Origin of the sequence: uncultured Lactobacillus sp., assembly GCF_945290125.1 — a bacterium.
GTDB lineage: Bacteria > Bacillota > Bacilli > Lactobacillales > Lactobacillaceae > Lactobacillus > Lactobacillus rizhaonensis.
The window spans coordinates 1-26,164 of sequence record NZ_CALYQV010000029.1 but is presented as its reverse complement, the minus strand read 5'-3'; the positions used below and the strand labels follow the sequence as shown (position 1 = coordinate 26,164).

General features: G+C 36.3%; 24 protein-coding genes and 1 riboswitch. Of the genes, 7 read left to right on the top strand and 17 right to left on the bottom strand.

Going from position 1 to position 26,164, the window contains the following annotated elements; genetic code table 11:
* Nucleotides 1-15: 15 nt before the first annotated feature.
* The 7 genes from Q0K80_RS06320 to lysA are packed head-to-tail and all read right to left on the bottom strand — an operon-like array spanning nt 16 to nt 7,168.
* Complete coding sequence (locus Q0K80_RS06320; RefSeq protein WP_294604458.1) at nt 16-1,086, bottom strand: aspartate-semialdehyde dehydrogenase; 1,071 nt, start codon at nt 1,084-1,086, stop codon at nt 16-18.
* Nucleotides 1,083-2,270: an aminotransferase class I/II-fold pyridoxal phosphate-dependent enzyme gene (locus Q0K80_RS06315; RefSeq protein WP_294604456.1), complete on the bottom strand. Its 1,188-nt coding sequence runs from the start codon at nt 2,268-2,270 to the stop codon at nt 1,083-1,085. Before Q0K80_RS06315 ends, Q0K80_RS06320 begins: the two co-directional genes overlap by 4 nt.
* A 16-nt stretch (nt 2,271-2,286) precedes the next feature.
* The gene (gene dapB, locus Q0K80_RS06310) at nt 2,287-3,048 is read right to left on the bottom strand and encodes a 4-hydroxy-tetrahydrodipicolinate reductase (RefSeq protein WP_294604460.1); all 762 of its coding nucleotides are present in this window, start codon (nt 3,046-3,048) and stop codon (nt 2,287-2,289) included.
* Nucleotides 3,045-3,968 carry a 4-hydroxy-tetrahydrodipicolinate synthase gene (dapA, locus tag Q0K80_RS06305; RefSeq protein ID WP_294604455.1) on the bottom strand — a complete coding sequence of 308 codons (924 nt, stop codon included), beginning with the start codon at nt 3,966-3,968 and terminating at the stop codon, nt 3,045-3,047. The genes dapB and dapA overlap by 4 nt, the downstream gene beginning before the upstream one ends.
* A gap of 18 nt (nt 3,969-3,986) precedes the next feature.
* Nucleotides 3,987-5,126 carry an N-acetyldiaminopimelate deacetylase gene (locus tag Q0K80_RS06300; protein ID WP_294604453.1) on the bottom strand — a complete coding sequence of 380 codons (1,140 nt, stop codon included), beginning with the start codon at nt 5,124-5,126 and terminating at the stop codon, nt 3,987-3,989.
* 8 nt (nt 5,127-5,134) lie between these two features.
* Nucleotides 5,135-5,845: a 2,3,4,5-tetrahydropyridine-2,6-dicarboxylate N-acetyltransferase gene (gene dapD / locus Q0K80_RS06295; RefSeq protein ID WP_294604452.1), complete on the bottom strand. Its 711-nt coding sequence runs from the start codon at nt 5,843-5,845 to the stop codon at nt 5,135-5,137.
* 9 nt (nt 5,846-5,854) lie between these two features.
* A complete protein-coding gene (gene lysA / locus Q0K80_RS06290) occupies nt 5,855-7,168 on the bottom strand; it encodes a diaminopimelate decarboxylase (protein ID WP_294604451.1) in 1,314 nt (437 codons plus the stop codon).
* Nucleotides 7,169-7,252: 84 nt separating this feature from the next.
* Nucleotides 7,253-7,432, bottom strand: a riboswitch (Lysine riboswitch).
* Between the two features lie 279 nt (nt 7,433-7,711).
* Between lysA and Q0K80_RS06285 the strand changes: the two genes are divergently transcribed.
* Together Q0K80_RS06285 and dapF are read left to right on the top strand one after the other, a co-directional pair.
* The gene (locus tag Q0K80_RS06285; protein WP_294604449.1) at nt 7,712-9,064 is read left to right on the top strand and encodes an aspartate kinase; all 1,353 of its coding nucleotides are present in this window, start codon (nt 7,712-7,714) and stop codon (nt 9,062-9,064) included.
* Between the two features lie 17 nt (nt 9,065-9,081).
* The gene (gene dapF, locus Q0K80_RS06280; protein WP_294604447.1) at nt 9,082-10,071 is read left to right on the top strand and encodes a diaminopimelate epimerase; all 990 of its coding nucleotides are present in this window, start codon (nt 9,082-9,084) and stop codon (nt 10,069-10,071) included.
* Between the two features lie 147 nt (nt 10,072-10,218).
* On the opposite strand, the gene Q0K80_RS06275 is transcribed toward dapF, so the two are convergent.
* The 3 genes from Q0K80_RS06275 to Q0K80_RS06265 are packed head-to-tail and all read right to left on the bottom strand — an operon-like array spanning nt 10,219 to nt 14,362.
* Nucleotides 10,219-12,081 carry a beta-glucoside-specific PTS transporter subunit IIABC gene (locus tag Q0K80_RS06275; protein WP_294604445.1) on the bottom strand — a complete coding sequence of 621 codons (1,863 nt, stop codon included), beginning with the start codon at nt 12,079-12,081 and terminating at the stop codon, nt 10,219-10,221.
* Nucleotides 12,078-12,929 carry a PRD domain-containing protein gene (locus tag Q0K80_RS06270; protein WP_294604444.1) on the bottom strand — a complete coding sequence of 284 codons (852 nt, stop codon included), beginning with the start codon at nt 12,927-12,929 and terminating at the stop codon, nt 12,078-12,080. The genes Q0K80_RS06275 and Q0K80_RS06270 overlap by 4 nt, the downstream gene beginning before the upstream one ends.
* Nucleotides 12,930-12,949: 20 nt before the next feature.
* Nucleotides 12,950-14,362, bottom strand: coding sequence for a glycoside hydrolase family 1 protein (locus tag Q0K80_RS06265; RefSeq protein ID WP_294604442.1), 1,413 nt, complete (start codon nt 14,360-14,362; stop codon nt 12,950-12,952).
* Between the two features lie 298 nt (nt 14,363-14,660).
* On the opposite strand from Q0K80_RS06265, the gene Q0K80_RS06260 reads away from it, so the two are divergent.
* The 3 genes from Q0K80_RS06260 to Q0K80_RS06250 all read left to right on the top strand — a co-directional run bounded on the left by Q0K80_RS06260 (nt 14,661) and on the right by Q0K80_RS06250 (nt 17,760).
* Nucleotides 14,661-15,557: an alpha/beta hydrolase gene (locus tag Q0K80_RS06260; RefSeq protein ID WP_294604441.1), complete on the top strand. Its 897-nt coding sequence runs from the start codon at nt 14,661-14,663 to the stop codon at nt 15,555-15,557.
* A 71-nt stretch (nt 15,558-15,628) separates the two neighbouring features.
* Nucleotides 15,629-16,498, top strand: coding sequence for an AraC family transcriptional regulator (locus tag Q0K80_RS06255; protein ID WP_294604439.1), 870 nt, complete (start codon nt 15,629-15,631; stop codon nt 16,496-16,498).
* 83 nt (nt 16,499-16,581) lie between these two features.
* Nucleotides 16,582-17,760, top strand: coding sequence for an MFS transporter (locus Q0K80_RS06250; protein ID WP_294604437.1), 1,179 nt, complete (start codon nt 16,582-16,584; stop codon nt 17,758-17,760).
* Nucleotides 17,761-17,836: 76 nt separating this feature from the next.
* Here Q0K80_RS06250 and Q0K80_RS06245 read toward each other — a convergent pair whose 3' ends face one another.
* Nucleotides 17,837-19,240 (bottom strand): APC family permease, encoded by a 1,404-nt coding sequence (locus Q0K80_RS06245; RefSeq protein WP_294604435.1) that lies wholly within the window; start codon nt 19,238-19,240, stop codon nt 17,837-17,839.
* Nucleotides 19,241-19,249: 9 nt separating this feature from the next.
* On the bottom strand, nt 19,250-19,978 hold the full coding sequence (locus tag Q0K80_RS06240; protein ID WP_294604434.1) for a gamma-glutamyl-gamma-aminobutyrate hydrolase family protein: 729 nt from the start codon (nt 19,976-19,978) through the stop codon (nt 19,250-19,252).
* Between the two features lie 164 nt (nt 19,979-20,142).
* Between Q0K80_RS06240 and Q0K80_RS06235 the strand changes: the two genes are divergently transcribed.
* Entirely contained in the window at nt 20,143-21,264 is a 1,122-nt protein-coding gene (locus tag Q0K80_RS06235; protein WP_294604432.1) for an SLC13 family permease, read from the top strand.
* On the opposite strand, the gene Q0K80_RS06230 is transcribed toward Q0K80_RS06235, so the two are convergent.
* The 5 genes from Q0K80_RS06230 to Q0K80_RS06210 form a co-directional block, all read right to left on the bottom strand.
* Nucleotides 21,251-22,804, bottom strand: a complete 1,554-nt coding sequence (locus Q0K80_RS06230) for an ATP-binding cassette domain-containing protein (RefSeq protein ID WP_294604431.1) — start codon at nt 22,802-22,804, stop codon at nt 21,251-21,253. The genes Q0K80_RS06235 and Q0K80_RS06230 overlap by 14 nt on opposite strands.
* Before the next feature lie 272 nt (nt 22,805-23,076).
* Nucleotides 23,077-23,520 carry an ASCH domain-containing protein gene (locus Q0K80_RS06225; RefSeq protein WP_294604430.1) on the bottom strand — a complete coding sequence of 148 codons (444 nt, stop codon included), beginning with the start codon at nt 23,518-23,520 and terminating at the stop codon, nt 23,077-23,079.
* Nucleotides 23,520-23,912 (bottom strand): cytidine deaminase, encoded by a 393-nt coding sequence (locus Q0K80_RS06220; RefSeq protein ID WP_294604429.1) that lies wholly within the window; start codon nt 23,910-23,912, stop codon nt 23,520-23,522. The genes Q0K80_RS06225 and Q0K80_RS06220 overlap by 1 nt, the downstream gene beginning before the upstream one ends.
* Before the next feature lie 45 nt (nt 23,913-23,957).
* Nucleotides 23,958-24,443, bottom strand: coding sequence for a GNAT family protein (locus Q0K80_RS06215; RefSeq protein ID WP_294604427.1), 486 nt, complete (start codon nt 24,441-24,443; stop codon nt 23,958-23,960).
* A 144-nt stretch (nt 24,444-24,587) separates the two neighbouring features.
* The gene (locus Q0K80_RS06210) at nt 24,588-25,475 is read right to left on the bottom strand and encodes an SDR family oxidoreductase (protein WP_294604425.1); all 888 of its coding nucleotides are present in this window, start codon (nt 25,473-25,475) and stop codon (nt 24,588-24,590) included.
* Nucleotides 25,476-25,635: 160 nt separating this feature from the next.
* On the opposite strand from Q0K80_RS06210, the gene Q0K80_RS06205 reads away from it, so the two are divergent.
* Nucleotides 25,636-26,001 (top strand): DUF805 domain-containing protein, encoded by a 366-nt coding sequence (locus Q0K80_RS06205; RefSeq protein WP_187157047.1) that lies wholly within the window; start codon nt 25,636-25,638, stop codon nt 25,999-26,001.
* Nucleotides 26,002-26,164 lie beyond the last annotated feature (163 nt).

Sequence of the window (26,164 nt, the reverse complement as noted above, 5' to 3'; positions counted from 1 at the left end):
TAATTAAATATAGAACTAACTATTTTTGGGCACACGCACTAAATTATCTCTCACTAAACATTCTGCAATTTCTACTGTGTTGCTGGCGGCGCCTCTTAATAAGTTATCAGCTACGATCCACATATTAAATGCACCAGGATTTTCTTGATCTGGACGAATACGGCCAACGAAAGTTTCCTTTTTACCGGCAGCTAAAAGTGGTTGGGGATAGATCTGATTTTCAGGGTCATCCTGTAAAACAAGGCCAGGAGTTTTTACAATTTCCTGCTTTATTTCTGCAGTCGTTGCCTTTTCATCCTTCAGCACAAAATAAACCGTTTCACCATGACCAATTTCAACCGGTACGCGGACACAAGTAGCAGTGACTTTAATCTTCTTTGAGTCCTGATCATTAAACAAAATCTTTTTGGTTTCATGAATCATTTTCCATTCTTCGTGCGTGTACCCATCATCTTCAAAAACATCAATTTGGGGTAACAAGTTAAACGCCATAGGATAATGCTTTTTAGCAGAGGCGGTGGGTAGGATCTTAGCTGTTGTCTTTTGCTTATTCAACCTGTCCTGAGCTTGCTGAAGCAGCTCATCCCAAGCTGCTTTACCGGCTCCAGACACAGCCTGATAAGTCGAAACAATAATTTGCTTAATTCCCCATTTAACGTGCAGCGGGTAAAGTGCAGCCACCATTTGAATAGTTGAACAGTTAGGGTTGGCAATAATGCCATGGTGATTTACCAATTGTTCATCATTAACTCCCGGAACAATCAAGGGCACCTCATCAGCCATACGGAAAGCACTAGTGTTGTCCACACATACCGCTCCTCTTTTGACTGCTTCAGGCAACAGCCTTTTTGACACAGCTCCGCCAGCAGATGATAAAACCAAGTCCACTTCCTTAAATGAATCAGGTTGTGCTTCTTCTACTATGATTTCTTGATTCTTAAATTTTAGTTTTTTACCTGCTGACCGTTTAGAAGCCAGTAGTTTGATTTGTTTGACTGGAATTTTAGACTTTTCTAGTTCACTAATTAAACGCTGACCTACTGCACCTGTGGCACCCAGAATTGCAACTGCGTATTTTCTCATCAATTATCACCTTTTTCTGCTAAAAATTTTTGGATGCGGTTCATTGCTGTATGCAAGTTTTCATCGCTGGCAGCGTAGGAAAACCGAATATAACCTTCGCCGCCAGGACCAAAAGCATTTCCAGGCGTTCCCCCAACTTTAGCCTTGTGAGCTAAGTCCAGTGCAAAAGTCTCATCATCTTGACCATAACTTGCCGGTATTTTAGCAAAAACATAGAATGCTCCTTCACTGGTATGGGTTTCAAGACCCATATTGTTTAACGCACTAACAATATAGTCACGTCTTTTTTGATAAATTGGGCGTGCCTTAGCTGGATCCTGATCACCATTTTCCAAAGCCTCGGTTGCCGCTGCTTGTGCAGGATTAGATGGGGCAGTAACCAAAAATGCGTGCATCTTCGCAATCAAACTAATTAAAGCAGCTGGTCCAGTCACATAGCCTAAACGGTAACCGGTCATCGCATGAGACTTGGACAAGCCATTAATTAATAAAGTACGTTCGGGTAAATAATGCGCAATCGAAACATGATTAAAGTCATAAGTCAATTCACTATAAATTTCATCGGAAATAATATAAAGATGATGCTTTTTAATGATCGGTGCTATCTGTTCTAAAACAGAACTAGGACATTCCCTGCCGGTGGGATTAGTAGGATAGTTAAATAAAATTGCTTTAGCATGAGGGTGCTCATCTAAAGTCTTTTCCAGTGCCTGCGGAGTTAAAACAAAATTCGTATCTGCCGTATTGATGGCGACCAATTCAGCTTTAGTGTATTGAATTAGCGAAAAATAAAGAGCATAAGATGGAGTAGGCACAATAATTTGATCACCTGGTTGAAATAGTGCCAACATGGTTGCAGCTATGGCCTCTGTCGCACCGACCGTGACTATAATTTCACTTTCAGGATTATAGGTTAAGCCTTGCTTGCGCTTTAAATAATTGCTGATAGCCTGACGCAGCCTAAGTGTTCCTTTTTGGGCCGAGTAATGCGAATCATTATCTAATATACTTTGGGCTGCAACTTTTTTAACATGTTCAGGTGTATTTAAATCGGGTTCTCCTAAAGTTAGTTTAATTAAATCAGGAATACCATCAACTTTTTGGGCAAAAGCACGGATACCAGAAGGAGGAATTTTTTCCAATGGTGTATGAGTAATTGAAGTTAAATCAGTAGCTAATTGGGGCATTTTGTTCTCCTTGTAATTATAAAATCTGGTCTAAACCGACCACTAAATCCGTTAAATCCATTACCCGACTCATGGCTACTTTAACGCCCTGCATAAATGAAGAACGGGAAAATGAGTCTTGCCTGATTGTTAAAGCTTCGCCGGAACCACCAAAAAGCACCTGCTCGTGGGCTATATAACCAGGTAAACGAACGGAGTGAACAGGAACTCCATCATAATCAGCACCGCGAGCTTTAGAATCACTTGTTGTTTTGAAACAATTTTCTGAATTGCGGTTTTCTGCAATCACTTTGGCAGTCGCAATAGCAGTAGCACTAGGGGCATCCTTTTTATCAGCATGATGCATTTCAATGACCTCTGCATCAGGAAAATACCGCGCCGCTTCTTGTGCAAACTTCATTAATAAGACAGCCGACAAGCCAAAATTTGGAGCAATAAGGCCACCAATTTTTTCCTTTTTTGCCAGTTCTTGTAACTGTTTTGTTTGTTCAGAAGTTAAACCACTTGTTCCCACAATTGGGTGCATATGGTGCTTTAAAGCAAATTTAGTATTTTCATAAACTGCTTGTGGAGTCGTAAAATCAATCCAAATATCAGCAGCAATATTTACAGCGGCCAAATTATCAAAGCGGGCAACAGCAGGCTTAAAATCTGAGCTCTCAGATGCAGTAGGTGCCAAAACTGCTACCAATTGACAGTCAGGTAAATTTTCAACCAACTGGACAGTTTGCCTGCCCATGGATCCCGTGGCACCAGCTATCAAAATTTTTTTCATTATTCTACTCCTAGTTCTAACGGCAATTTATGTAATAAAGCCGATTCAGTTAAACCTAAATGAATAGCTAATTGCCGTTTTTCTGTTTCATTTAAATCTACAATAGGTAGCCGGCAGCCACCAGCTGGCAATCCTTGGGCATTTAAGACGGCTTTAACTGGCGATGGTGAAGGATACATGAATAAGGCTTGCATCTTCGACATTAGTCGTCTTTGCAATTTCCCTGCTGCAGCTACCTTACCCTGATCTAAATCATCATACATTTCACGCATGGCTGAGCCATAAACATGAGAAGCTACCGAAATTACTCCTTTTGCCCCTAAAACTTTAGCTGTTAAAGACTGCAAATCTTCGCCCGTATACACCAAGAAATCTTTTGCTGCGTGTTCAACAATATATTCTAAGTCTTCTAAGTCAGCACATTGCTTAACACCAGCAATTTTAGGATTATGCGATAACTCAACCAAAGTTTCTTTAGTAATCTTAATTCCTGTTCGACCCGGAATGTTATATATAATGATCGGTATTGGCGAACTTTCAGCCACCTTTTCATAATGGGCTGTAATTCCCCTTTGATCTGGCTTGTTATAGTAAGGTGCTACTACTAGTGCCATATCAATACCGGGAATTTGGCCCACCTCTTGAGTAAATGCAAATGTCTGTGCAGTATTATTGCTGCCTGTACCTGCAACCACTGGCACACGCCCAGCAATTATTTGAGCAAATTTAGTATATAATTCAATTTTTTCATCATGGGTCATTGTTGCTGTTTCACCAGTAGTACCGCCAATGACAAAACCAGTACTACCCGTATTGAGTAAATGCTTAGTTAATCGTTTCAGGCCAGGATAGTCAACTTTATCTTCCTTATTAAAGGGCGTAATTATCGCTGTCATTAAATCTGCCTTGTCAAAATTAGTCATGTCTTTTCTCCTTTTGAGCTACATGTGACTCAGTAAAAAACCTACCACTGCTTTAATTCCTACTTCTATGGCTTCTTCATGCGGGTTGAAGGTTGCAGAATGAAGTTGCGAATCATTATCCACTCCCAACCAGAACATGGTGCCGGGAATTTGTGCTAGTAAATAGCCAAAGTCCTCTCCAGTCATAGCTGGTTGCATCTCTTGGTAATTAATTTGAGCATTTTCCTTCATATATTTAATAAATTTGCTTGTGATTTGGGGATCATTTTCAACCGGCCAATAACCACCTTGATTAAGCTGCAAATCAACTTTAGCATTATAGCTGTGTGCTATTCCTTGAGTTACATCTCGCAGACGCTGATCAATTTTTTTAATCATTTTTTGGGATAATCCCCGAATGGTTCCTTCTAAGTGAGCATGGCCTGCGATAGCATTTCTAACTGTACCAGCTCTAACTTTTCCTATTGTAATAACACCACCTGCAATAGGATCAATACTGCGAGAAATAATTGTCTGAATTTGCTCTATTAAAGCAGCCGCAGCCACTACCATATCATTAGCTTGCTGAGGATATGCTGCATGACCATCCTTACCATATAAATCAATATTGATTTCAGTTGTACCTGCAAATAAAGTCCCCAAACGGCAGCCAATTGTGCCGGTAGGTAAATCGGGAGTATCATGCAAAGCAAAGAATTCATCTGGGCGCCACTTACCAGTAAAAATTCCTGTCTCATAGGCTTTTTTACCACCACTCTCACTTTCTTCAGCTGGCTGGAAAAAGAACAGCAAATTGTCTTGCGGTTGGTGATCGCAAAAATAATCTAGAATTCCCAGGGCTACTGTCATATGGATATCATGACCACAAGCATGCATTTGACCTTGATTGTGGGAAGCAAACGACAGGCCGGTCTGTTCTTGAACCGGTAAGCCATCTATATCTGCGCGATAGCCAATCGTTTTTTGCGGTTTGCTTCCCCGAACCAGAACCAATATAGCTGTAGGCAGTTCAGAACATGTGCGAATTTCAATATATTTTTGATTAAAATTACCAATAACCTGCAATAAATATTTTTGTGTTTGGTATTCGTGCAGAGCTAATTCTGGAATCTGATGCAAGTCGCGGCGAATTTTAATTAGTTGTGCAGAAGTTAACATTAATTAATTCACAGCTTTCTTAATCCTGGCTCAATTCCTGTTTTAGAGGCAGTTTTTTGATCACGCATTTTAATAATTTTTGCCGGTACCCCGGCAACGACACTATTTGCTGGCACATCCTTAGTTACTACTGCCCCAGCAGCTACTACGGCATGATCACCAACTTGAACTCCTTCTAAAACTACAGCATTGGCACCAATTAAAACATCCTTGCCAATTTTCACAGGTTGCGCCGAAGCCGGTTCTACGACTCCAGCTATCACTGCACCTGCCCCGACATGACTGTTAGGGCCAACAATTGCTCTGCCACCTAAAACAGCATTCATATCAATCATGGCATTTTCCCCTATTTCAGCACCGATATTAATGACTGCCCCCATCATGATTACCGCATTTTTGCCTATATCAACGTTTTCACGAATTAGTGCCCCTGGCTCAATTCTGGCAGAAATGTTCTTTAGATCCAACAACGGAATGGCGGAATTGCGACTAGTATTTTCCACTTGATAATCAGCAAATTTGTCAGAGTTTTTTTCTATAAAAGGCCCCAAGACTTGCCAGTCTCCAAAAACAACCCCAGTATGATTTTCAATAAAAGTTTTGCAGTCTTCTGGCCAATTTAACTGAGACAAATTTCCTTTGACATAAACTTTAACTGGTGTTTTTTTGGTTGAATTAGCAATAAAATCAATGATTTCGGTTGCCGTCATTTTTTTCATATTTATAATTTATCCTTCCATTTGATAAAAGCGATCATGAATAACTATATCCGCATAAGTTTCACGTGTAACTACTACTTGTGCTTGTCCATTTTCTGCAAAAACAACTGCTGGCCTGGGAACACGATTATAATTAGATGCCATACTATAGCCATAAGCACCAGTTGCCAAAACCGCAATTACATCTCCCAGCTTGCTTTTAGGCAATGCCAATTTGTTAATAATAATGTCGCCAGATTCACAGTAGCGACCCGCAAGCTTAACTGTTTCTTCAGGCTTTGCTTGAGGATTTTCTGCTAACAGTGCCTCATATTCTGCCTGATAAAGTGCCGGTCTGATATTATCACCCATACCGCCATCGACTGCCACGTAAGGCAAAAGCCCTGGTACATCTTTACGTGAACCAACTGTATACAAGTTATAGCCGGCCTCGCCGACAATCGAACGTCCTGGTTCAATCCAAATTGCAGGCATTTTTAAATGATCTTCCTGTACACACTTTTTGACTGTCTGTACGATTTGACCAACAAAGGTATGAGCAGTTACTGAATTATCCTGCTTGGTATACCTGATGCCGAAACCGCCTCCCAAATTTAACACCTGAGGTTGATAATCATGTTTTTGTTTCCAATTGTTCACTAGCTTCATCAACTTCTCTACTTCAAGTTTAAAACCTTCTGTTGCTAAAATTTGTGAACCGATATGTGCGTGCAGTCCAATTAATTCCATTTGTGCGTCAGCTCTAACTTGTAAAAATGCCTGTTCAGCCTGACCTGAACGAATGTCAAAGCCAAATTTGCTGTCCTCTTGACCTGTTTGGTCATATTCATGAGTATGAGCAGAAACTCCTGGAGTTACTCTCAACATTACCTGCACGTGAGTATTAGTTTGGTTTAAAATCCGTGTTAATAGCTTAATCTCAGTAAAATTATCTAAAATAATAACGCCCACATGATTTTGAATAACCATTAACAACTCATCTGGTGTTTTATTATTACCGTGAAAACTGACTTTTTCTGCTGGGAAACCAGCTTTAAGTGCAGTATATAATTCTCCACCAGAAACAACGTCAATGTGTCCTCCCAGTTTATTGATTATCTGGTAAATTGCAATCGTAGCAAAAGCCTTACTGGCATAGCTAATTGCATAATCTACCTGCTCTTTTTCAAAAGCAGTTTGGAAAGCCTGAAATTGCCGTTTGATTTTCTGAACATCATAAACAACTAAGGGGGTACCAAACTTCTTTGCTAGTTCCAAAGCGTCTACTCCCCCAATTGTCAAATGACCCTGGGTATTAGTTTGATAATAATCATTAGCAGCCATTTAAGTCTCTCCCTTTTTGTTAAATAAAAAGGCTCTTTTGTTGTACCTAACAAAAGAGTCCTTCAAGTTATTATCTGGTATCAATTTTGTCGATAGCGCTCCGCGAATATAAAATTGCGACAGTCCGTAACCTGTTAGATTACGTCCCAGCTTATTAATTACCGCAATAATTAAAGCTTCGGCAACCGCCCCTTTGACTGGCTTCCTGGTTTTTTGCAGAAACTCCACCAGCTACTCTTGTTGGTTGCAACCTCTTCGATTTATTAAAATATTATTATTAATTAATATGATTGTCAACCATTTCCACCGACAATTGCTTTTTAATTTTTTAAATAAAAATATTATTTTTCAAATTTATTTATTTTTTATCTTGTCCAATGCCATTGACACCAATACTTTTAGCGCAAATTTTAATGCAATAATATGACCCAAAACAGCCACTTTACTGAATAACAACTTTCTTTTGCAGTTGAAGATTAAAATTTTAATGTTAAAATCCAATACTAATTACTTAAATTAAATTTAATTGTGAAAGGTATTAACATGAAAGTCGTTAAATTTGGTGGTAGTTCTCTAGCTGACGGAGAACATTTTCAAAAAGTTTTAAACATTATTAATGCTGATCCAGCACGTAAAGTGATCGTGACTTCTGCTCCCGGCAAAAGGTCTAAAAACGACACTAAAGTAACGGATCTATTAATTACATATGCAGAAAATGTACTTAATAATCAAGATTATAGTGCAACGGTAAAGGCAATTTGGACCAGGTATCAGAATATTGCAGATTACTTTCAAATATCCGAGCAATTAGTAAAGCAATTGTTACAAGAATTACTCAATCTTCCTCAACTCTCTTATCCAAACACAGATTTTTTAATGGCGGGTTTTAAAGCACATGGTGAAAAACTTAGTGCACAGCTTTTAACTTTAATTCTGCAAAAGCGCCATATAGCCGCTCGCTTTTTGGATCCCGCAGAAGCTGGCTTTATGGTTACTAGTAATGCTAACGATGCTCAAGTTCTACCAGAAACTTACGAAAATTTACAAAAATGGGCACAAACTTCAGATTTACTAGTCGTACCCGGTTTTTATGGCATTACAGAAGATGGCTTAATAGCATCCTTTTCTCGCGGAGGTTCGGATATTACCGGAGCAATTTGGGCACGTGGAATTAAAGCAGATTTATATGAAAACTTTACGGATGTAGATGCAATCTACGCAGCTGACCCCAGAATTATTGCGCATCCCCGTGCCATTAAGCTTATGACATACCGTGAGTTGCGGGAACTGTCATATGCAGGATTTTCTGTTTTTCATGATGAAGCCATTATTCCCGCAATTGAAGGTCAGATTCCAGTAAATGTCAAAAACACTAATCATCCGGAACTACCTGGAACAATGATTGTCCCGCAAAATAATTTTACCCCGCAAAGTACAATTACAGGTGTGGCAAGTTCTGGACATTTTGCCGCATTATATTTACACAAATATTTACTAAATAAAGAAGTTGGATTTACACTTAAATTACTACAAATATTCTATAAATTTAATATATCATATGAACATATGCCATCAGGAATTGATGATTTGACAGTTATTTTTGATAAAAAACAATTTGATAAACAAATTCGTCAGCAAATGTGTCTTGAAATTCAAAAAGTACTTCAACCTGATCAACTAGAATGGATTGATGATTATGCCATCATTATGGTGGTTGGAGAAGGGATGCGTAACAAGATTGGTGTAATGAAGAATATCACTCTGCCTTTAGCAGAAAAGCATATTGCCATTCATATGATTAACCAGGGTGCTTCACGCATTTCAATCATGCTAGGCACCAAAAAGGCAGACGCAGCTGCCGCTGTTAAAGAAATCTATCACCAGTTTTTTAATTAATTTAAGGAGAAATTTTCATGATACAACTACAAAAAGTTCACGGTTCACAGAATAAGTTTTTTCTACTTGATCAAACTCAATTTCAAACACCATTATCTAAGGGAGAGTTAGTCAACTTGGCGCAGCAGATAACTAAGCCGGAAAGAGGCTTACTTAATGGTGCTGATGGTTTACTAGTAGTCAGCAATTCAGACCATGCAGAAACTCTAGGAAAAATGCAGGTTATCAATGCAGACGGTTCTTTTGCTTCTATGTGTGGTAACGGGTTAAGGACAGTAGGCCGCTATTTAGCACAAAAATACCATAAAGAAACATTCAAAGTTGAAACTATGCAAAGCGATTTGCGCGTTAACTGTCAGCCGGACTGGGCGCCAAAGGTTAAAGCAATCAGTGTTGAAATCAGTCCGGTTAGTTTTGCAGCTGCGGCTCTCCCCTTTACTAATTTAGGTTATTCTGAATTAATTAATCAAGAGTTGCCAGAACTGGCACCAAAACTGAAATTTTCAGCAGTTGCTGTCCCTAACCCCCACTTGATCAGCTTTGTTTCAGACAGTGTCTTCAAAAGCGACTTATTGGCAAAATTAGGCGCAAAACTAAATCAGAAAAATCCATTTTTCCCTGATGGAGTAAATGTTAGTTTTGCTCAAGTTTTGAGTGCGCATCATCTATTTGTACGCACTTTCGAGCGAGGTGTAGGCTTCACCAATGCCTGTGGTACAGCCATGTCAGCTGCAAGTCTAATTTACGCTTTGACCTGCCAGTCAAAGAATCTGTTTGACAAATTGCTGACTGTTTCTAATCCTGGCGGCTTTGTTCAAACTAAAGTTCATCACAGTGACCATAGCTATTGGATAGAATTGATCGGAAACGCTACGATTACACATTATATTGACGTTACAGAAAGTGAATTACACCAGAAGCATCCCGATTTTAATAATTTTAAGGTTACGCCCACTACGGAAGATGAGGCATATCAAGAATTTATTACCACACAAAGTAATAACTGATTGTTGTCTTAGTACTGGCAAAATTTATTGTTATTAAAAAAGTGACTCCAAAAGGGTTTATTTCCTTCTGAACTCACTTTATGCACCAAATTTTTTAAGTTTGGAATTTTTATGAAGAATAATATTCAAATAATAATCAAGCAATTATTATATTGCATCTGCAGTACTTGCTTGTGCAAGTAAGGTGTTATTATCAATTCCATCAACACGAACATCATCTTTTAAAGAAACTTTTCCACTAGTTACGATGACTGGACTAATAATATTATATTGCTTTTCTACTTCTTTTAGATCAAAAGAAATTAATTTTTGACCCTTTGAAACTTTCTGTCCCTGAGTTACGTAAGTTTGGAAAAATTTCCCGTTTAATTCAACTGTATCAATACCTACATGTATTAAAACTTCAATACCATTTTTTCCACGTATTCCGACAGCATGACCAGTCTGTGCTATAACCGCAATCGTGCCAGCAAACGGAGCTTTTACAACACCATTTTTAGGTATAATTGCAAAGCCGTCACCCATTGCACCGGAAGAAAATGTTGTATCAGGTACTTCTTTCAAACTCACCAAATCACCTTCCATAGGTGCAAAAATATCTATTGTTGACAAATCTTCACGGGTTGTATTCTCTTTACTTACATCAATAACAGGTTTCTCATCTTCTACACCAACTTTAGGTTGCAAGACTAGTACTAATAATGCAGTCGATACTATTGCGATTCCCAGTCCAATTATTACATGAATAAATTTAGGCATAAGTGCATAGACAGCTAAACTTAATATATTTGATGGTGTGAAGCTGCCCAGATGATAGCCCATTGCTGAAACATAAGCTGCTCCAAGACCTCCACCTATACAAACGGATAGTAATACACGCTTATATTTTACGATCACACCATATAGTGCAGGTTCTGTAATACCTAAAATAGCAGAAATACCTGATGCATAAATGACTGATTTTTCTTTCTTGGATCTTGTTTTAAATGCCATAGTTAAAACACCTGTTGCCTGGGCAAAAGTTGATACTAACATTGTTGGCATCAAAACGTCATAGCCTTTTGATGCAAAATTTTGGAAAACAATTGGGGTTAATGCTTGATGCATGCCTGTCATAACCAGCAATGGACGCAATCCACCCAAAATAGCACCAGCTAAAGCACCAGAAAATGAAAATAGTTTCATCGAAGCAGCAGATAATATACTACCTAAATAATTTCCTAAAGGTCCTATGGCTATTAATTCAATGGGAATCATTATAATTAAAACAACAGTTGGTACAAAAATAACCTTTAGCATGTCAGGCATATGCTTATCTACAAACCTATATAAATAACTCATTATCCAGACAGAGAGAATAATAGGTAAAACAGATGCACTATAGTTTATCACTGGAATAGGCAACCCTAAAAAATGATAGTTACTAATTTTACCTACATTATTGATCAAACTTGGATATAGCAAAGCACCAGCTAGAACTGCTGATAATATTGCATTTGTCTTAAAGAGCTTTGCTGTTGATATAGCCAATAAAAAAGGTAAAAAATAAAATGTAGCATCGGCCATCAAATTAAGAATAATATAAGAATCAGATTTTTGTGATATTAATGAAAAAGATGACAGAAGTCCCAAAATTGCTTTCATCATACCGGCACCAGCAATAGCTGGAATAACCGGCAAGAAAACATTTGAAAAGATTTCAAGTAATTTGCTAAAAAAGCCTTTCTTTTCTTTCACATCAGTTTCTTGACTTTCTTCTTGACCAATACCTGTTAAATTCGAAATTTCGTCATACCAATCAGCGACTGCTGGTCCTATGACAATTTGTAATTGGCTATTTTGAAATTGAGTGTTTAATACTCCGTTAATTTTGCTAATTGCATCTAGATCAGCTTTTTTATCATCAGCAAGATTAAATCTTAATCTTGTCATGCAATGGGTCATACGTTGAATATTATCAACTCCACCCACATCTTTAATGATTGAATTTATCTCATCTTTATGTTTCATATTTGTTCTCCCCTTACATCAGCCAGTCGGGCTAAATGTATTGTTATATACATTTGCTCCTCATCATTTATATCAACTTGAAAGTCGTGCAGTATTACTTTTCTTATTTTTTTAGCTAAAGAGTATTCGAAGGGATATTTCTCAAAAACAATCTTTGCAATGTCAGCATCGATTTCATTTGTTTCCTTATCATTTTCAAAAATTCTAATAATCATATACTGTATGTGACGAACGAAACGGCTATATGCCAAAGAATCTTTGCTGATATTTGGCATTTCTTTTTCAACTATGGCTAAAACTTTCTTTAATGCTTCAGTTAAGCGCAGTATATTGTGAGTACTTTTATTATCTTTGATAGTTGCATCTACAAAATGCATTGCTATAAAGCCAGCTTCGTCTTCTTTTAATATCGTAAATTGATATTTTTTAACAACTTTTAATGCATACTCGCCAATTTTGTACTCTGTTGGATAAAACTTTTTAATATCTAAAGTTAAAGGATTCGGAGTATATATTCCATCACGCGCCTTAGAAATAGCGTAATCTAGGTGATCAGTAAGACTAATAATAATATTCTGGTTTAAATTTGTATCTAATAGATTTTTCCCGTAATTAATTATTTTGTTACTTGTCTCAATTAAGTCAGTTGAAACTGAAGTTAAAATATTTTTAACTGATGGAAAAAGATTTTTATTTGTCATTACAAAAACTTCGTCACTATTCTCAATAGAGATAGTCTGGCCTCTTTTTTTATCATGACCTATTCCTCGACCAACTATAATAACTTGGTCACCGTCTTCATTAATAACTTGAACAGCATTGTTATTTAGTATTTTAATAATATGCATACTATCCCCTTCAACCACTATTAAAATAGGCAATTACCGTTCGTTTTTATTATTTCTTTATAAACATTGAAACTATCTTTCTTTATTCTCCTCATCGTTCCCTTACCGTCATTATCACGATCAACATAAATAAATCCGTAACGCTTATTCATTTCTCCCGTACCGGCAGAAACGATGTCAATTGGTCCCCACCAGGTATAGCCAATAATTTTACAACCATCCTTTATTGCTTCACCAATTTGTTTAAGATGTTTTTTAAGATAATCTGAACGTTCTTTATCATGAATTTTGCCATCTTCACTTATTTTATCTACAGCGCCAAGACCATTTTCTACTATAAACATAGGACAATCGTATCTGTCTTGAACCAAATTACACATCCAACGTAATCCCAGAGGATCTACTGGCCAACCCCAAGCTGAATTCTTTAAATAAGGATTTGGTTTTCCAACCACTCCACCAGTATCACCATAAATTTTCATTCCATCTTCAAAAGTACTAGAACGATAATAGCTAAATGCTAAAAATTCAGATTTATATTTTTTTATTAAGTCCAGTTCCTCATCAGTAATGTCAAGCTTGACATTATATTCATCCCATATTCTCTTTACATATCCCGGATAACAGCCTTTTAATTGAACATCCGAACTTACAAATGTTCTTCGCTGTAATTGGAGAGCACCAAAAACATCCTCAGGTTTGGGGCTTGCTGGATAAACAGCTGCTTGACTTAAAGAAAGCATAATACCCATATGAGCATCAGGCATTATTTCTTTAGCCAATTTATTAGCTAAAGCATTAGCAACATACATATTATGCTGAGCCTGATAAATTTGAGAAAGTTGATGAGAATAACTACCCGATAAATCCATTGCTGCAGCCGCATATGGAATGGTTTGTGTATTGTTCATTTCATTAAATGTCATCCAATAGTGTACTTTATCGCCAAAACGTTCAAAAATTGTTTTGCAAAATTTAATATAAAGAGATATCAACTTTTTATTTTCCCAACCATTATATTTTTTATGTAATGCTAATGGTGTTTCATAATGCGATATTGTTACTACGGGCTGAATTCCTAAGGCCAACATTTTATCAAACAAACAATCATAAAACTGAAGTCCCTTTTCGTTTGGACTCTCTTCCTCTCCTGTAGGATAAATTCTCGTCCAGGCAATAGAAGTACGAAAACATTTAAAGCCCATTTCAGCCATTAATTCCAAGTCTCTTTCATAATTATGGTAAAAATCAATAGCTTCATGACTGGGATAAAAAGTATTGGGCAGAACTTCTTCGTCGTGCTCATTTTTCGCAATCCCATGTTGTGTAGTATCTGTAATTGCAACACCTTTTTCATCTATATTCCAAGCACCTTCTGCTTGGTTTGCCGCTATTGCTCCACCCCATAAAAAGTCTTTCGGAAAAACAGACATATAATTTACCTCCAAAATAAAAAAGGCAATACTACTCGTTCTCTCGAACAAGAGGTATTGCCTGATCGTATCAGTTACAAACCGAATATTCAGTTACAGTTATTTTACCTCTTTTCTGTAAGCGGTGTCAATAACAAAAATGTTTTTTAAACTGATTATAATTAAAATCTGTGCTAATTTTGATGAAACTCTTGTTTTACCAATCGCCACTTTGAAGTGATTTTATAGCCTTTCTTTTTCATAATAGTGAAGTAAAATATACTTGATAAAGCGATTTCACAAAAAGGAGTACTGTAAAATGTCAGAACCAGATTATCAAAAATTAGTTCAAGAAATGCGTAGCGAATTTAAAAAAGGTGACGACCAACGTGACGAAGGCTTACCAACACAAATTCCCGAAGTAGAAAGATTTGATAATATACCTTATGGTAATGATCCCAAGTATCAGATACTTGATGTGTACTTACCACAAAAAAGAACTAACGGAAAACTACCGGTTATCGTCAATATCCACGGTGGCGGCTGGGTATATGGCACTAAGGAAACATACCAGTTCTATTGTTTAGCTCTTGCTAAAGCAGGCTTTGCAGTAGTTAACGCCAATTATCGGTTAGCACCTGATGTTGTATACCCGGGCGAGTTAGATGATATTAATCGGGTATTTCATTGGTTAGCCAAAAAAGAAAATGCCGCTAAATATCAGTTTGACTTAGACAACGTCTTTATAGTTGGAGACAGTGCTGGTGGTCAAATGGGTGAACAAATTTTAGCAGTTTATACCAACAATGAATATCGTAAATATTTCGGCTATTCTGTACCTAACTTAACTATTAAAGCTGCTGCTTTAAACTGTGGAGCTTACTTCCTAACGGAAATTAATTCAATTGCCGGTGCACCCGAAGCTTATTTCAGACCTGAAATTCGCATGGATAAGCATGATGAATTAAATGTAGAACAATTCCTAACACCGGCATTGCCACCCCTGTTTATCATGACTTCTACCGATGATTTTCTGCGCGATAATGCCTACATGCTTTCAGGTTATCTCCACGCTAAAAACATTTACCATGAACTTCATTTTTATGGTGATAATGATCATCGCCGGGGACATGTCTTCCACGTTAACCAAAAAGACGATTTAGCCAAGCAGTGTAATGAAGATGAATTAAACTTCTTCCGCAAATATCTCAATTAAATAATAACTACCAAAACTGGTTGAACTAGTATAATTTAGTTCGACCATTTTTAGTAAAGGAGAAAAATATCATGGTGCGTGATAAGCATGAATTGGTGCACTTAGATGAACTTCCTGTTTTTATCAAGGTTCATCAATACCCAGGCTCCTCAGAAGTACCTCCCCACTGGCATCAAAGTATTGAGCTGAGTTTTACACTAAGAGGGAAAATTGACCATTTTATTGTTGGTGGGGTAGATCATGAAACACATCCTGGTGAAGTTTTAATAATTAATACCCAAGTTGTTCATAGCGTGCGTAATCTTAACAGTTCTAAAAATGATCTGGCTTTAACCTTGCTTTTTCCTTATTCCCTAGTATTACAAATGTTTCCTGAAATGGATCATTATCAATTTGAAGTGCAGCCTCTTGAAAAATTAAGTTTAGAGCAGACAGAACAATATCATTATTTACAAACTTTATTGAGTAAAATTATTGCAATAAAATCCGCGCCTGCTAAAACTCTAAAAAATCTGGACTTAACTATTCTTAGCTATCAGGTTTTAAAAATTCTACTCAAATACTTTTTAAAGCAACGAGATAATAAGGGGCAAATATCACGTAACTTAATTATTACCGGACATTTGCGTCATGCTCTAGATTATATTCAAGATTATTACCAAGAGCCAATTACGCCCCAAGACATTGCAGATAGTTGCCATTTATCACGGCAATATTTGCAACGAATTTTTCATCAAAATATGGGGACTACAATCGGTAAATATCTTAAGAACTTTCGGGCACAAAAGGCGCATCAAGACTTATGTCATACTGCTATGACTCTCACAGCAATAGCAATGAATAATGGCTTTAGTGGTATCCGCTCTTTAAATAGAGCAATGGTTGATTATTATGGTCAAACCAGTATGCAAATCAGAAAAGGTTCCTCAGCGCCAGATTAAAGCTACTGAAAGCGCTATTTTAATTGAAAAAAGAGAGTAATATATTATTAAAACTAGTATTAAATAAAAAAGAGGCAATTAATATGAAAAAATTTAATCCAAAATCTGGATTATTCAAATGTGCTCTATTATCAATATCATTAATGTTAATGATAGCACCACAAATTTCTTCAGTACTGCCGTTGATGTACTCATCATTTCCACAAGTTTCACGGGCTGCTGTAGAAACATTAAGCACTATTCCTAATATTGGAATTGTTGTAGGTCTGATTATAAGTCCTTTTTTAATAAAACTGATCGGAACTAAGCCAACGGTTATTACTGGTTTAGCAATTGCTTTACTGGCAGGCACATATCCAATGTATGCGGCAAGTTATACACCGATTTTAATTTCCCGCTTTCTTTTAGGAGCCGGAATTGGCCTCTTTAATTCTTTAGCAGTTAGCCTGCTGTCCAAATTCTACCAGGGAAACGAACTATCAACTATGCTAGGTTTTCAAAACTCAATGGGTAGTGTAGGTGCCGCTCTATTTTCATTTTGTGTTGGCCTCTTAGCCGTTCTGGGTTGGCATGCAACTTTTGCAATCTACTTAGTAGCACTACCAATCATGTTATTATTTGGCTTTGTAGTGTCATTACCAAATGAGAAAAGTAACAAAACTGGTACTGGAAAGCCAGCAGTTAAAGAGGAAAACAAGATCAACGGCAGCATCGTGGAAATCTCTCTTATCATGTTCTTCATGTATGTCTTCTTTATGCCAATGACTTTTAAATTGCCACAATTAGCCACTACGCAAAAAATCGCCAACGTCAGTCAAATTGCTTTTGTTTCAAGTGTAGCAACTCTGGTTGGGATACCTGTCGGAATGTGCTATGGCTATTTAAAAAAGAAACTCCAAGATTTAATTTTACCAATAGGTTTGTTGCTGCAAGTCGTCGGTCTGTTGGCTCTTGCATATGCTTCTAATTTACCAGTATTAGTTATTGCTGTTATTGTCTTAGGCACTGGGTTTGGCCTGTCAGTTCCTTATATTTTTAACTGGCTAGATGAAGTAGCTCCTCAAAATTCGGTTAACTTTGCTACAACGATTACTTTAGTGCTTGTAAATGTTGGCTGCGCCGCTTCACCAACGATTATAGATTGGTTAGGCAGCAATTTAGGTAATGGTTCACCTCGTGCCGATATGACAATAGCTGGAGCTGGTATGATTATTTTATTCTGCTATAGCTTGATCCACTATTTTAAAGTAAGAAAACATTAGAAAAATTTGGATTTAAAAAGAGTTGACGTGGTTTTCACGCTCAACTCTTTTTTACGTGCTAATTTATCATCGCAAACTACTGTTGCTTGCCTCTTTCTTTTCTAGAAAACCAAAACATAAATAGCGGTAAAATTATGAAGCCAAAGATCATCATGAAAATTGCATACCAATTAACACCAACAACTTTACCATTCTCAATAATACCAAATTGTGCTTGCCAGTTATATTTAACCAGCAAAAAGATTACTAAAACTATTGACAACATTGGTACAAATATATCAGTTATGACATTCTTAGGAGCTGGTAAAATTGGTTGCTTATTTTTACCATAGTAAAAACAAATTACTGCCAGAGGAACAATGATAAAGCCTAAAAATCTGACCATGGCACTCAATGTAATTAAGTTAGTCATGTTATATTGAAAAGCTAAAGGTACTAAAATTGCTAATGCTTCAGAAATAAAAAATGTTTTAATAGGAAAGTTATTTTTAGTTCTTTCGGTTAAAGTACCTGGCAGTTGATGTTCGCGAGCCATTGCTTCCAAAATACGTGGAGCATTAAAACTAGAAGCAACATTTATTCCCAACATAGAAATAAGCGCACCAACTAAAATTACATCCCGCAATACTTCATTTTTGAAAATAGCACTGACTGCTACCACTTGTTTAGTCGTCATCAGTGCCTTAGGATCTAGCACCATCGCTACAGCCACTACCCCAATATAAATTGCAGCAATAACTAAAATTGCTAGCGGGATAGCCTTTGGTAAGTTTTTTTCAGGCTCTTGCATATCTTCTGAACCAGAAGCAACAGATTCAAAACCTGTAAAAGCATAGAACGCCGAAACAACAGCCATTACAAGTCCTGTAGTAGTTAAAGTTGGCACTATTTTATGCCCATTTTGCGTTATCTGATCAACAGATGACAAACTATGTGTGGCTCCAGTTTTAATAAGTAAAACAACACCTGCCACAATAATTAAAATTAATGCAGCTAATTTACCTGCTGTAGCCAAATTCATAACAAGTTTCACAAACTTTTGTCCAAATAAGTTAATTACGGTAACAACTACCATTAATATAATAAAACCAATAGTAACGTTTAAAAATTTATCGGGATTACCACCAAAAATAGAAATAGTTGATTTGATTACACCAACAGCCATTACTCCCCAGGCAACACTGGCAGAAAAGTAACGCAAAATCCCAACGTAAAAACCAACGTTATCACCAAAAGCAGCTTTAGAATAGGCATAAGAAGCACCAGATTTAGTTACATATTTAGCGGCTGCAGAAAAAGAAATAGCTAAGATTGAGGCAAAAATTGCAGCAATGAAGTAGACAATTAAAGCTTTACTCCCTGCCTGACTAACTACACTACCAGGTGTTAAAAAAATACCGGAACCAATAATTGAGTTAATAGCTAAAAGAACAATCGACCAAAAGCCAAGTTTGTCTCCTGCGTTTTTGTTTTGAGTCATATTTACTCCCTACTTGGCATTTTCAACCACAAATTTAAACAAATTATTCACATACTTAGTATTAGGATTGTTGTGTAGCATTTCTGGGTGCCATTGAATCGCCAAAACAGTACCCTGTTTATTTTCAAGCCCTTCCGGTACGCCATCGCTTGCATCCGCAACCTCAAGTAAATCTGGCGCTACGTCTTTAATTAATTGGTGGTGAAAAGAATTAACCATGCATTCAGTCTTACCCAATGTTTTAGCTAACAAGCTGTTTTCCTTAATTGTTACTTTATGAGTAGGTAAATCAGGTGCATGACCTTGTTCGTGTTTTAAAGTTTGCTCTGAGCGATAACTAATATCCTGGTAGAGACTGCCACCATGTGCTACGTTAATAATTTGTGCCCCGCGGCAAACTCCCAGAACAGGTTTATTAGTTTCTTCAGCAATTTTTAATAAAAGCATATCAAAGTGATCTCTCTGAGGCCAAATGGGACCAATCTTAGGCATTAATTCTTCACCATATAAGTGAGGATCAACATCATGTCCACCAGATAAAATCAATCCTTGAACATGATCCATCTGGCTTTTAATAACTTCATCATCTTCAGTAAAAGGAATTATAAAGGGAATTCCGCCATTTTTAACAACAGAATCCACATAATCCTCATTAACATAACTACGTCTGTATCCTGGAAACATTCCAGCAGAATCTATCATTTCAGATCCCGCAATGCCAATAATCGGTTTTGTCATTTTTCCTCCTTAATTAAACTTATACTATTAGTTATTAACATTATAATAGTTATTAGTAATTTACGTGTATCTTTTGTTCTTATAATTTTCCGCTTAATTTGCTTTTGTAGTAAAATATTTAAGCTAAAAGCAAATCATTAATAAATTTTCAAAAGTGAGTTATCGTGAAAAATATTAGTAAAAGCATTAAGCAACAAAAAATATTGTGGTTCACAATTATAGTTTTAGCTATAGTCTGTATAGTATGTCATTCATTACCCAAAGTATCTGATGTTAATTGGCAAACAATTTTATCATTATTCAGTTTAATGCTGGTAACTCAGTATCTAATTAATATCAACGCTCTGGCCTATCTTAGCCAAAAAATTATCAGTTTAGCTCACACACACCGCCAAATTACCCAACTATTAGTTTTATTAGCAGGATTTTTGGCAATGTTTTTAACTAATGATGTTGCAATCTTGAGTCTTATACCCTTATTTTTAGTAATTCATAAGCAAGTTCATGGACCTTTTATTTTACCCTTAACATTGATAACAATCACAGCAAATCTTGGAAGTGCATTAACCCCTTTCGGCAACCCACAGAATCTCTATATTTATAATCACTACCATTTATCTATTATTAACTTTTTAAAAATTTCTGTTCCATTAGCCATTATTAGTTTTGCCTTAATTTTATTAACTACATTTATAATTCCAGCAAGTTCCTTACCCGTTTTGAAACCTAAAAACTATTATGTTAAGCCAACTACTTTATTTATCGCATTTACTTCACTCATGGTCACACTTGCGGGTGTCCTACATTTCGTACCGCTAATTTATACTACAATTGTTGTTGTGGCAGTCATTTTAATTACAAACTGCTTTATTCTTACACAGGTTGATTATGGTACTTTAATTACTTTCATTGGCTTTTTCCTGATAGTAGGCATTTTAGGAAGGCAAAAAGTTATCATTACGATTGTGTCCCAGCTTTTAAAACAGAGTTCTTTTGTCACTTACTTAACAGGTATATTATTAAGCCAAGTAATCAGCAATGTTCCGGCTACTTTCCTAATTACACGCTTCAGCACAGATATAACAGCAATCTTTCTTGGCGTTAATGTCGGTGGATTAGGGACTCCATTAGCATCATTTGCCAATTTATTAGCTTTAAAGCAAGCCCACGTACATAGCAGGCAAGTATTATTAGGCTTTTTGACAATTAATTTTATTTTTTTAATTGTTTTAGCTACAATAATTTTCCTGCTATTACCCCAATTAATAAAACTTAGTTCTTTTTAGAAATTTTATTTATTTCCCGGGAAATATTTTCAATGTCAGTAAATGAAGCGTTAGGATCAGAAATCAATTGGTCTAATTTAAATTGTAATAAACTGATTTGATTAGCAGTCTTAGCAATTTCTTTACTGGAGAAATCACTAGGAGTTATTAACTTGTGATTTTTTATTTTCCAAGAAGTAAAGTTTAAGTTTTTTAACAGGTTCTGATCGTGAGAAACTACAATAATAGCAAACGGATAGTTTCTTAAAAATTCTTCTAAAGCATTAATAGATGAAATATCTAAAAAGTTGTCCGGCTCATCAAGTATCAGCAAGTTATGCTCACCTAAAAGCACTTTTGCCAATTTATAACAAACCAGCTGGCCTCCACTCAAAGCACTAACTTGATTATCCAAAGACCTTTGCAAATGTAAGTCACCTAAAAGCTGCATTGTAGTGGTTTTATTAAAAATGCTGTTTTTATATATTACCTCTTTTACTGTAGCTGTTTCTTCAGTTTCCTGCGCCATATTCTGCTTGAAATAGCCTATTTTTAGCTGTGGATTAAGCCAGACAGCCAGTTTTTTGTGAAATAATTTTGCTAAAAAAACTGTTTTTCCAGCACCATTTTTTCCAGTTAACGCTATTTTTTCTTTTCCTTTGATCTTCAGCTCTTTAGTTATTGCAAATAATTGCTTTTTATGAACAGCAACACTTTGAGTCTTGAATCTGACTATGCTGCTTTTCTGTGATAGCTCCAGGTTCATATTTTCAATATTATCTAAAGTGATTGGATGATGAACTTGCGGCTTTTTCAGCGTCGTTTCTGCTTTAGCTATACGCCTTTTCAGTAAAGTACTTTCACGAAAAAGGCCTTTTTCTACACCGCTGCTATCTTTTATTTTCCAATCGGACCAAGAAATACTTTTCTTTTTCTTAGTAGATTTTTTAGCCCTAGTTTCGTACTCCCTTTGATCTTTTTGTAGTCTTTTAATTTCAATTCGTTTTTGATAATACTCAGTATTCTGCCTTTTTTCTTGTGTTCTAAGAAATTGCTGGTATTCGTCATAAGTACCTTTAAATTCATAAACTTGTTGGTTCTTGATCTGCCAGATAACATTGACAAGCTTACTTAAAAAAGCCTGATCATGACTTATTACTAAAAGTGGTTGTTTTAAGCCGTTTAAGACTTTAATTAACCATTGCTGTTGCTCAATATCTAAATTAGATGTCGGCTCATCTAAAATTAGCAGAGAATTCTGAGTTTGTTTTATCTGAAGTAATGCTCGAACAATAGTTGCCTTTTCCTTTTCTCCACCACTTTGCTCACTGCTATTTAAAATTTGGGGTACTAAAATAGTATGACAATTTCGTTTAACTTGCCCTTCTATCTCAAAAATTATAGGCTTTTCAGCAATAATGTTGACTAACGTAGTTTTACCTACACCATTATCACCTATCAAACCAACTATTTGCCGGTCTTGAACATTTAAATGTGGAGCTTGAAATAAAACCTCACCTTGATACTCTACTTTCAGATTCGTTATTTTAATATATTCCATATTAACACCTGCTTTTTGCTAAAGAAAAAGCACTGATAACCAAATTGCCCATAATTTGATTAGCAGTGCACAAAAAGCCAGTGAAACTTAAAAATCACCACAAAGAGACAATACTAATTTCTGATTATCGGCAAAAAAGCATGACAAAAGCTTTGGCTATCAAACTTTTTGCTTACTAATAGAACCAGAAATTAATTCTCCATTTTGGCAATAACCTCTTTCTCTAAATTATTTTAACTATATCATATTCTTTTCATTTTGCAACGTCCCAATTAATCAATTTTTGCAAAAGTTTCACAAATCATTGGCGCTTGAGGATAAAATTTTTGCCCATTGGCTTTAAATTCTTCTTCAAAGAATTGATCATGAACCTTACGCCAATATTGATAACTGCGATCTCCTTCTCCTTCATGATAAGCATGCTCTGCGGAAATTTGATTATACGGAATAATTTCTACAACTTTGTCTTGGACAACACAGACGGGTTTACCTTGACCATCGAGAATTATGTTCCAATCGCCAACTTTAGGCATATCTTCATCACCTGGTACATATTCTGAAGTTGTGGCAGTTTTTATGCCTCTCCTAACTAACTCAGCCAATTCATTTGCATCTTTTTCACTATAACCAAAAGCCCAGGCGTCAACTTTAGTGTCAGCAGCTAAATTGTGCTTTGGGCAAAAATCCTGCCAAAATTGTTTTACTTCTTTATCCATTATAGCCACCATTGCGGGGTTAGTTCGCCCATTGTAGCAACTTTGTCCTTTTCATAGTCCAGCATAATTTCAACTTGCTGATAATCCTTTTCCATTAACTGAACAATAAATTCGCGACAAGCACCACAAGGAGCACCATTTTTACCATCTGCCATTAATGCTAAAACTCTGCTAATTTTAGTTTCACCATTTGTAATTATATTAAAAAGAGCACTGCGTTCCGCGCAGACACCTAATCCACAGGCTGTGTCAATACAAACTCCCGTATAAATTTTTCCTGATTCAGCTAGAACAGCAGCAGCGACTCCACCAGCTTCCATATGAGGGCCAATGGCAGTGAACCCTTGTACTTTTTTTGCTGCCTCATACATTTTTTGCCATGTTTTATCCATAATTTTCACCTTCAATTCTTTCATATAATATCTATAAAACTAAACTCAAATTTTCTTTGACATAATATTGAATTTATAGATGTCGCCATTTGAATGCACATTTTTTGTACCTGTTTGGACATAACCTGCTTTTTGATAGACTTTAATCACGCGCAAATTAAAGTCAGCAACCGCTAAAATAATCACTTGATAATCATAGTTATTTTTAACGTAATTTTCAATAACTGACATAAATTCGCTGCCCCAACCACGACCAGTTAAATTTGGAGCTAATCCCAATCCAACTTCAACTTGTTCTCTTTTCTCCTTATCTGGATCAAGACAAAAGAAGGCGACTAAATTATCGTTTATATCCGAAACCTGAAAGTAATTATTTTTACGCAATTTGGGAGAAATTATTTCATCATAATCTTCTTGATCATTTTTCATATCGTAAAAAGCATATTGGCCGTCGTAGTGCCACTCATCTGCAATAATCCTGGCATTTTTTTGCGACAGTATTGCTATTTTTTGAAAAATACTTTTATTCATTTCTTCACCTCTATTATTTGGATATTAAATACTAATTAATTATTTAATATACTGAAGCCCTATCCAAAAAGCAAATTTTGCATAAAAAAGCCGTTTTTACTTACACAGAGGCAAAAACGGAAATTAAATTTAATTTATTATACTTTAGTTAATAGCTGGTCCACCTGTGGCACCATAAACTTGACCTGTTACATAACTCGCCAAGTTTGAAGCTAAGAAAATATAAACATGAGCTATTTCATCAGGCTGTCCTGCACGTTTCAACAGTACTTCCTGACCAAACTTGGAAAGAGCTGCAGTTGGTTGACCTCCACAAACTTGCAGAGGTGTCCAAACAGGACCAGGTGCAACACTGTTAACCCTAATTCCTTTAGGTGCAAGACTTTGAGCCAAATTAATAGAAAAGCTGACAATTGCTGCTTTGGTAGCTGCATAATCAAGCAATATTGGTGATGGACTGAAGCCTTCCAAAGAAGTCGAGGTCAGAATTACGCTGCCCGGCTTCATGTGTAGTACTGCAGCCTTAGCCATCTCAAACATTGAAATGATATTAACTTCAAAAGTATCGTGAACTTGATCAAGCGATAAGTTCTCAATGCCATCAACATTTTGTTGGATAGCTGCGTTCATTACCAGTAATTCTAAACTGCCCAATTCTTTGACAGTTTTCTCAACAACTTTTGCTGCTTCGCCACGTTTACGGAAATCAGCTGGCAGCAAAACTGCTTTACGTCCAGCCTTTTTAATCAATTCAGCTGTATCTTTAGCATCTGACTCTTCTTCTGGCAAATACTGAATGGCTACATCTGCTCCTTCTTTGGCAAAGCCAATCGCTACAGCGCGGCCAATACCGGAGTCACCACCTGTGACAAGGGCATTGCGGCCCTTTAACAATCCATGTCCTTCATAGTCGGCCATGTCACCAGCAGGTGCAGGATCCATTTTACTTTGCAGTCCAGGATATTCCTGTGATTGCTTAGGAAAATCTTCATGATGATAGCGCTTTAACGGGCCTGATAAATTATTGTCCATTTGTACTTTCTCCCTTCAATGAATTCAAGTTCAAGATACCGCTTTTATAATAATAAAACAAAAATAATGCTTATTAATTCACATAAAGCCTTTATCTTTGCCCATTCTCTTGCAATGCACTATGATGAATTTATTAGGTAAAAGTAGGAGGAAATATTTAATGATTAAATCATATAAAAAGTTCTGGCAGAATATTTTTAATTTTTCCGGCACTGCTAATCGTTCAGAATATTGGTGGCCGGTGATTATTAATTGGATATTGGCTTTTGTTTTGATGAATTTAGTTGAGAGTTTATTAGGTCACTCAATTAATGATATTTATAATTGGGGCGATTGGAGCATCAAGACGAGCTCTCTCATCATATCCTTTGTTGTCTGGATTGCAATGTTATCTTTGCGCTTTCGCCGTTTACATGACAGTAATCATTCTGCTTGGTGGATTTTAATCATGATAGTCCCAATCATTGGCGACATTTGGTTCATCATTCTAATGCTATTACCATCCAAAGCAAATAATTACGATTAAAAGTATTTCCGTTTCAATAAAAACTTAGTTTTATTTAAAGCAATATAAACCAGGTGCAATAATTTACCTTTAGTGTCATTATTGCATAGTGTCATTATTGCACTTTTTCTTTGCCAGCTAATATTTCTCCTGACTATTTTTACGCTCATCCATGCTCTGCTTT

What these genes read in the sequence shown, in the direction of transcription:
- dapA (WP_294604455.1), bottom strand. Translation starts at nt 3,968, where the DNA reads ATGACTAATTTTGACAAGGCAGATTTAATGACAGCGATAATTACGCCC.
- Q0K80_RS06315 (WP_294604456.1), bottom strand. Translation starts at nt 2,270, where the DNA reads ATGCCCCAATTAGCTACTGATTTAACTTCAATTACTCATACACCATTG.
- Q0K80_RS06285 (WP_294604449.1), top strand. Translation starts at nt 7,712, where the DNA reads ATGAAAGTCGTTAAATTTGGTGGTAGTTCTCTAGCTGACGGAGAACAT.
- Q0K80_RS06230 (WP_294604431.1), bottom strand. Translation starts at nt 22,804, where the DNA reads ATGGAATATATTAAAATAACGAATCTGAAAGTAGAGTATCAAGGTGAG.
- lysA (WP_294604451.1), bottom strand. Translation starts at nt 7,168, where the DNA reads ATGGCTGCTAATGATTATTATCAAACTAATACCCAGGGTCATTTGACA.
- Q0K80_RS06275 (WP_294604445.1), bottom strand. Translation starts at nt 12,081, where the DNA reads ATGAAACATAAAGATGAGATAAATTCAATCATTAAAGATGTGGGTGGA.
- Q0K80_RS06220 (WP_294604429.1), bottom strand. Translation starts at nt 23,912, where the DNA reads ATGGATAAAACATGGCAAAAAATGTATGAGGCAGCAAAAAAAGTACAA.
- dapD (WP_294604452.1), bottom strand. Translation starts at nt 5,845, where the DNA reads ATGAAAAAAATGACGGCAACCGAAATCATTGATTTTATTGCTAATTCA.
- Q0K80_RS06260 (WP_294604441.1), top strand. Translation starts at nt 14,661, where the DNA reads ATGTCAGAACCAGATTATCAAAAATTAGTTCAAGAAATGCGTAGCGAA.
- Q0K80_RS06210 (WP_294604425.1), bottom strand. Translation starts at nt 25,475, where the DNA reads ATGGACAATAATTTATCAGGCCCGTTAAAGCGCTATCATCATGAAGAT.
- Q0K80_RS06205 (WP_187157047.1), top strand. Translation starts at nt 25,636, where the DNA reads ATGATTAAATCATATAAAAAGTTCTGGCAGAATATTTTTAATTTTTCC.
- Q0K80_RS06225 (WP_294604430.1), bottom strand. Translation starts at nt 23,520, where the DNA reads ATGGATAAAGAAGTAAAACAATTTTGGCAGGATTTTTGCCCAAAGCAC.
- Q0K80_RS06270 (WP_294604444.1), bottom strand. Translation starts at nt 12,929, where the DNA reads ATGCATATTATTAAAATACTAAATAACAATGCTGTTCAAGTTATTAAT.
- Q0K80_RS06300 (WP_294604453.1), bottom strand. Translation starts at nt 5,126, where the DNA reads ATGTTAACTTCTGCACAACTAATTAAAATTCGCCGCGACTTGCATCAG.
- Q0K80_RS06255 (WP_294604439.1), top strand. Translation starts at nt 15,629, where the DNA reads ATGGTGCGTGATAAGCATGAATTGGTGCACTTAGATGAACTTCCTGTT.
- dapF (WP_294604447.1), top strand. Translation starts at nt 9,082, where the DNA reads ATGATACAACTACAAAAAGTTCACGGTTCACAGAATAAGTTTTTTCTA.
- Q0K80_RS06240 (WP_294604434.1), bottom strand. Translation starts at nt 19,978, where the DNA reads ATGACAAAACCGATTATTGGCATTGCGGGATCTGAAATGATAGATTCT.
- Q0K80_RS06245 (WP_294604435.1), bottom strand. Translation starts at nt 19,240, where the DNA reads ATGACTCAAAACAAAAACGCAGGAGACAAACTTGGCTTTTGGTCGATT.
- Q0K80_RS06250 (WP_294604437.1), top strand. Translation starts at nt 16,582, where the DNA reads ATGAAAAAATTTAATCCAAAATCTGGATTATTCAAATGTGCTCTATTA.
- Q0K80_RS06215 (WP_294604427.1), bottom strand. Translation starts at nt 24,443, where the DNA reads ATGAATAAAAGTATTTTTCAAAAAATAGCAATACTGTCGCAAAAAAAT.
- Q0K80_RS06265 (WP_294604442.1), bottom strand. Translation starts at nt 14,362, where the DNA reads ATGTCTGTTTTTCCGAAAGACTTTTTATGGGGTGGAGCAATAGCGGCA.